Origin of the sequence: Aeromicrobium sp., from assembly GCF_032084975.1 — a bacterium.
Taxonomy (GTDB): Bacteria; Actinomycetota; Actinomycetes; order Propionibacteriales; family Nocardioidaceae; genus Aeromicrobium.
This window is the reverse complement of sequence record NZ_DAMDLR010000115.1, coordinates 1-5,720: the sequence shown is the minus strand read 5'-3', so window position 1 is coordinate 5,720 and position 5,720 is coordinate 1. Positions and strand designations below refer to the sequence as shown.

6 protein-coding genes are annotated in these 5,720 nt (G+C 71.4%); 5 read left to right on the top strand and 1 reads right to left on the bottom strand.

All coding sequences use genetic code 11. The annotated features are described in order from the left end of the window. The 3 genes from RT323_RS15780 to murD form a co-directional block, all read left to right on the top strand. Positions 1-341, top strand: a 341-nt coding sequence (locus RT323_RS15780) for a glutamate ligase domain-containing protein (RefSeq protein ID WP_313410144.1), incomplete at its 5' end; no start/stop codon positions are given. 29 nt (positions 342-370) lie between these two features. Then, entirely contained in the window at positions 371-1,438 is a 1,068-nt protein-coding gene (gene mraY, locus RT323_RS15775) for a phospho-N-acetylmuramoyl-pentapeptide-transferase (RefSeq protein WP_313410142.1), read from the top strand. Beyond that, complete coding sequence (gene murD / locus RT323_RS15770) at positions 1,428-2,885, top strand: UDP-N-acetylmuramoyl-L-alanine--D-glutamate ligase (protein WP_313410140.1); 1,458 nt, start codon at positions 1,428-1,430, stop codon at positions 2,883-2,885. The genes mraY and murD overlap by 11 nt, the downstream gene beginning before the upstream one ends. 10 nt (positions 2,886-2,895) lie before the next feature. Here murD and RT323_RS15765 read toward each other — a convergent pair whose 3' ends face one another. Further along, positions 2,896-3,336: a hypothetical protein gene (locus tag RT323_RS15765; RefSeq protein WP_313410138.1), complete on the bottom strand. Its 441-nt coding sequence runs from the start codon at positions 3,334-3,336 to the stop codon at positions 2,896-2,898. 165 nt (positions 3,337-3,501) lie between these two features. On the opposite strand from RT323_RS15765, the gene ftsW reads away from it, so the two are divergent. Next, a complete protein-coding gene (ftsW, locus tag RT323_RS15760; RefSeq protein WP_313410136.1) occupies positions 3,502-4,719 on the top strand; it encodes a putative lipid II flippase FtsW in 1,218 nt (405 codons plus the stop codon). 2 nt (positions 4,720-4,721) lie between these two features. After that, positions 4,722-5,720, top strand: a 999-nt coding sequence (gene murG / locus RT323_RS15755) for an undecaprenyldiphospho-muramoylpentapeptide beta-N-acetylglucosaminyltransferase (protein WP_313410134.1), incomplete at its 3' end; no start/stop codon positions are given.

Here is a 5,720-nt window from a genome sequence, read left to right as displayed (position 1 = left end):
CCGAGTCGATGGCCGCCGCGCTGCGGGCGCTCGCCGAGCTGGCTCCCGGGCGCGGCACGGCCGTGCTCGGCGAGATGCGCGAGCTGGGCGAGGAGTCCGAGGGCGCCCACGAGGCGGTCGGCCGCCTCGCGGCCGACCTGGGCATCGCCCGCGTCATCGCCGTGGGTGACGGGGCTGTGGCCATCGCGCGCGGTGCGGGTACGATCGGCACGGCTGTCCCGGACGTCGATGCCGCGGTCGAGGCCGCCTCAGCGAGCCTGGGCGCCGGGGACGTCATCCTTGTGAAAGCATCGAGGAGCGTCCGTCTCGAGCGGGTGGCCGAAGCGCTCTTGCGCGCCTGACGGGGACCGGAAAGGAACGAACGGAAGCGATGCTGGCCGTACTGATCGCGGGAGTCGTCGGACTCATCGGCACGCTCGTCGGCACCCGCTTCGCGATCGCCGTGCTCGTGAAGAAGGGCTACGGCCAGCTGATTCGCGACGACGGCCCCACGACCCACCACGTCAAGCGCGGCACGCCCACGATGGGCGGCACCGTCATCATCATCTCGACGCTGCTGGGCTACGCGATCGCCAAGCTCCTCACGGGCTACGAGCCGAGCGCGTCCGCCGTCCTGCTGCTGTTCCTGTTCGTGGGACTCGGGGTGATCGGGTTCCTCGACGACTGGATCAAGGTCGCCAAGCAGCGCAGCCTCGGACTGCGCAGCAAGGCCAAGATGATCGGCCAGATCGTCGTCGGCCTCATCTTCGCCGTCCTAGCGATCGGCTGGGAGAACGACAACGGCCAGACGCCGATCACCCACGCCATCTCGTTCACGCGCGACCTCTCGTGGGAGCTGCCGACTCTCCTGCTGATCGTCTGGGTGCTGCTCATGATCGCCGGCGCCAGCAACGGCGTGAACCTCACCGACGGGCTCGACGGCCTCGCGACGGGTGCCTCGGTCATGGTGTTCGGTGCGTTCGTGCTGATCAACGTCTGGCAGTCGAACCAGAGCTGCTTCATGCTCGACCCCGGGCCCAAGTGCTACGAGGTGCGCGACCCACTCGACCTCGCGATCGTCGCCTCCGCCGTGACCGGCGCGTGCTTCGGGTTCCTGTGGTGGAACGCGTCCCCGGCCAAGATCTTCATGGGCGACACCGGCTCGCTGTCGCTGGGCGGCCTGATGGCCGGCTTCGCCCTGATGACCCGCACCGAGCTGCTGCTCGTCGTGCTGGGCGGGCTGTTCGTCATCATCACGTTCTCGGTGATCCTGCAGGTCGGGTACTTCAAGGTCACCGGCGGCAAGCGCATCTTCCGGATGGCGCCGCTGCAGCACCACTTCGAGCTCAAGGGCTGGGCCGAGATCACGATCGTCGTCCGCTTCTGGATCATCAGCGGCATCTGCGTCGTCTCGGGCATCGGGCTGTTCTACTGGGAGTGGGTCGTCGGTGCGTTCTGAGCGGGACGTCGACTCGCTGCACCGCGACTCGTCGTGGGAGGGCGTGCGCGCCGTTGTCGCCGGCTTCGGCGTCAGCGGGTTCGCGGCCGCCGACACGCTCAACCACCTGGGCGCCAGTGTCATCGTGCTCGACGAGTCCGAAGGCGATGCCCACCGTCGCGAGCAGGCGCAGCTGCTGGAGGTGCTCGGCGCGGACGTCCGGCTGGGTCCCGGCTCGACGGCCTCGCTGCCGGACGACATCGACCTCGTGATCACCTCACCCGGGTGGCGCCCCACGGCGCCGCTGCTCGCCGAGGCCGCCGGGCGTGGACTGCCCGTGTGGGGCGAGGTCGAGCTGGCGTGGCGGCTCCGCGGCGCAGACCCGGCGCCGTGGCTGGCCGTCACCGGCACCAACGGCAAGACCACGACGGTCCAGATGCTCGAGTCGATCCTTCAGGCGGCCGGCCTGCGCGCCCAGGCGGTCGGCAACGTCGGCACGCCGATCCTCGAGGCCGTCATGGACCCCGAGGGTCGTGACGTCCTGGCCGTCGAGCTCTCCAGCTTCCAGCTGCACTGGACGCAGTCGATGTCCGCGCAGGCCGCCGCCGTGCTGAACATCGCCGCCGACCACTACGACTGGCACGGCGGCGCCGACGCGTACGCGGCGGCCAAGGGGCGCGTGTACGAGCAGGTGCAGCGGGCCTGTGTCTACAACGTCGCCGACGAGGCCACGATGCGCCTGGTCGAGGAGGCCGACGTCGTCGAGGGTGCCCGTGCGATCGGCTTCACGCTCGGCATCCCCGACATCGGCATGGTCGGCATCGTCGACGACCTGCTCGTCGACCGTGCGTTCGTCGAGGGACGCGCCACCAGCGCGGCCGAGCTCGGCGCGATCGCCGACCTCGACGACGACTCGCCGCACAACGTCCAGAACGCCCTCGCGGCCGCCGCGCTCGCGCGCGCCCACGGAGTCCCGCCCGTCGCGGTGCGCGACGGACTGCGGGCGTTCCGCCTCGGGCCGCACCGCATCAGCACGGTCGCCCGACGCGGCGACGTGCACTGGGTCGACGACTCCAAGGCCACAAACCCCCACGCGGCGCGCGCCTCGCTCCAGTCGTTCGAGCGCGTCGTCTGGGTCGCCGGGGGACTGGCCAAGGGAGCGGGCTACGGCGACCTCGTCCGTGACGTCCGCGACCGTCTGGCCGGAGCCGTGCTGATAGGCGCGGATCGCGAGCTCATCGCCTCCGCCCTGGCCGAGCAGGCTCCCGACGTGCCGGTCGAGGTCGTCGACGGCGCCGCCGACGCCGAGGCGTTGATGGACTCCGTGGTGGCCGCCGCCGATCGCCTGGCCCGGGCGGGGGACACGGTGCTGCTGGCACCCGCCGCCGCGTCGATGGACCAGTTCCGCGACTACGCCCACCGCGGCGACGCCTTCGCGCAGGCCGTCGCGCGACTCGATCAGGCCTGACCCAGCAGCCCTAGACGTCTCGCCCGGGAAGATCGCCGGGCACCGGTGGCACCGGACGCCGCTCGCGCAGGAACCGCCGCGCCGCGATCGCCGTGAGGAGCGCGCTGCCCGCCACCACCGATCCGACGAGGACGTCACGCCACCACGGGGGGCCCGGCTGGTCGGTGTTTCCCACACAGTCGTGCATGGGGTGAGGGGCGTCCTCGTTGACCAGGAAGGTGCGACGCGCCGAGACGTACGCGGAGGTCGCGCTCGGATCCCAGCCGGCCGGGTTCCACAGCTTGTACCAAGATCCGTTGCGGCGGTTGATGCGGCACGTGACGTTCGTCGCGGCCGAGTGGAAGCTGTCGGCCGGGCCCAGGTGCCCGATGACGAGCCGCCCGAAATAGATCGGGACGCTGTCGTTCGGATCGCTGATCCGTGCCGCCGGGAAGTTTCCGTCCAGCCCCATCGCTCCACGGTACGCCCGCGGCCGCTGTGCGAACAGGGAGATCTCGCGGTCGCTGCCGGGCGTGAAGGACCGCGTGCGGCGACACGCGCCCACGGGTCCGACCGGGACGGCGCCCCACGGGTCACACTGGGGAGCAGTTTCTCTTCTCTTCCCCGAAGGAACGCCATGAGTGCCACCGCTTCTCGGCGGTCGTCGACCCTCGACACCGTGCGGACCCTGCTCGAGCGTCCGCTCGCGTCGTACCAGCTGGTGCTGGGCACGACCGGCCTGCTCCTGGGCCTGGGCCTGATCATGGTCCTGAGCGCCAGCTCGGTGCTCGCGCTGCGGGTCTACGGCAACTCCTTCGAGATCTTCGGCCGCCAGGCGGTCTTCGCCGTGATCGGCGTCGTCGCCATGGTCTTGGCGATGCGGATGCCGCTCGAGCGTGTCCGCCAGCTCGCGCGGCCCGCCCTGTTCGGGGTCGTCCTGCTGATCGCGCTGACCTTCACCCCGCTCGGCATGGACATCAACGGCAACCGCAACTGGCTGCCGCTGTTCGCCGGCTTCAACCTGCAGCCGTCGGAGTTCGCCAAGCTCGCGATCGTGCTGTGGATCGCCGACCTGTACTCGCGACGCCACAAGTACCTCGGCACCGCTCGCTACGTCATCACCCCGGTCGTCCCCATCGCCGGCGCGGTGGCGTTCCTCGTCGTCCTGCAGAAGGACCTGGGCACGGCGGTCATCCTGTTCGCCGCCATCGCGGGCATGCTGTGGGTCGCCGGCCTGCCGGTCAAGCCGATGCTCGGCTTCGGCGCCGGCCTGCTCGTGCTGCTGCTGTTCTTCGTGGCCACGGCCCAGCACCGCGTCGAGCGCTTCACCTCGTTCCTCAACCCGATGGCCGATCCCGAGCAGTCCGGCTACCAGGCGATCAAGGCCATGATGGGCTTCGCCCGGGGTGGCTTCTGGGGACTGGGGCTCGGCAGCAGCCGCCAGAAGTGGGGCGCGCTTCCCGAGGCACACACCGACTTCATCCTCGCCGTGATCGGCGAGGAGCTCGGCCTGGCCGGCAGCCTCGTCGTGATCGCGCTGTTCTGCCTGCTCGCCTACACCGGCTTCCGCATCGCCCACCGCAGCCGTGACCGCTTCGCGCGCTACCTCGCGGCCGGCATCACGATCTGGATCACGACGCAGGCCGTCATCAACATCGGCATGGTGCTGGGGCTGCTGCCGGTCATCGGCGTCCCGCTCCCGCTCATCTCGTACGGTGGTTCCAGCATGATCGCCACCCTCATCGCGCTGGGCCTGCTGGCCAACTGCGCCGCCACCGAACCCGGGGCCGCGCGCGCCCTCGCGACCTCGCGCCGCGCCAAGGCGCGCAAGAAGCAGACCAAGGCGGGTCGCTGACCGTGCGGGTCCTGCTCGCCGGCGGAGGCACCGCCGGCCACACGTCACCGCTGCTCGCGACCGCCGCCGTCCTGGCCGACGCGGGTGACGAGATCACCTGCCTGGGCACGCCGAAGGGCCTCGAGGTCACCTTGATCCCCGAGGCCGGGCACCCGCTCGAGCTGGTGCCCCCGGTCCCGCTGCCGCGGCGCCCCAACGCCGATCTCGTCCGGCTGCCCGCGAACCTGCGTCGCTCGGTCAAGGCCACCCTGGACGTCATCGACCGGGTCCGGCCCGACGTCGTCGTCGGGTTCGGTGGCTACGTCTCGGTGCCGGCGTACCTGGCCGCGCGCCGGCGCAAGCTGCCCCTGGTCGTCCACGAGGGCAACGCGCTCCCGGGCATCGCGAACAAGCTCGGGGCGCGCCTGACCTCGCACGTCGCGACCAGCTTCCCCGAGACCGATCTGCGCGGCGCGACGTACGTCGGGCTGCCGATCCGGCGCCGGATCGCCGATCTCGACCGTGAGGCCTCGCGCGACGAGGCGCGGCGCCACTTCGGCCTCGACGCCGACCGCCCGACGATCCTGGTCACCGGCGGGTCCCAGGGAGCTCGGCGGATCAACACGACGATGGCCGCCTCCGCGCGTGACCTGGCCGCCGCCGGCGTCCAGGTCCTGCACGCCGCGGGACGACCCGACGAGGTCGATCTCGACCGGCGTGCGGGCGACCCGCCCTACGTGGTCGAGCAGTACATCGACCGCATCGACCTGGCCTACGCCGCCGCCGATCTCGTGGTGTGCCGCTCGGGCGCCAACACCGTCACCGAGGTCGCCGCGGTGGGCCTGCCTGCCGTCTTCGTGCCGCTGCCGATCGGCAACGGCGAGCAGGCGCTCAACGCGCACCCCGTCGTGGGCGCCGGGGGTGCGCTGCTGATCGAGGACGCCGCGTTCACGCCCGCGTGGGTCGACAGCGCCGTCGTGTCGCTCGTGACCTCGCCCGACCGGCTCGCGCGCATGTCGCGA

What these genes read in the sequence shown, in the direction of transcription:
- mraY (WP_313410142.1), top strand. Translation starts at nt 371, where the DNA reads ATGCTGGCCGTACTGATCGCGGGAGTCGTCGGACTCATCGGCACGCTC.
- RT323_RS15765 (WP_313410138.1), bottom strand. Translation starts at nt 3,336, where the DNA reads ATGGGGCTGGACGGAAACTTCCCGGCGGCACGGATCAGCGATCCGAAC.
- ftsW (WP_313410136.1), top strand. Translation starts at nt 3,502, where the DNA reads ATGAGTGCCACCGCTTCTCGGCGGTCGTCGACCCTCGACACCGTGCGG.